Genomic DNA, 255 nt, shown 5'->3' with positions numbered 1-255 from the left:
GATGCCGCCCGTGGTGATGCTCGGGCCGTTCTTGATGGTCAGGCCGTCGTTGTTCACCACCGTGTCACCCATCGTCACGCTGTCGACCTTCAGGTCGCGTGCCAGATCGAAGTTCACGTCGTTGCCGCCCGTGCTCTTGCTCACCGCGAGGTTGCCATCGGTGTTCTTCAGGTCGACCGTGCCGCCCGGCGCCACGTTCGTCGCATTCTGGCCCTGCGCGCTCACGTTCCAGCCTGCGCTGGCCGTCTTGCCGAC

At 65.5% G+C, this 255-nt stretch carries 1 pseudogene; it reads right to left on the bottom strand.

Going from position 1 to position 255, the window contains the following annotated elements:
- Positions 1-255, bottom strand: a pseudogene (locus AB3X95_RS39070) (hypothetical protein); the annotation flags it as partial.

It is taken from the genome of Paraburkholderia sp. BR13444, assembly GCF_040948755.1.
GTDB lineage: Bacteria > Pseudomonadota > Gammaproteobacteria > Burkholderiales > Burkholderiaceae > Paraburkholderia > Paraburkholderia youngii.
This window is presented reverse-complemented; position numbering and strand designations above follow the sequence as displayed.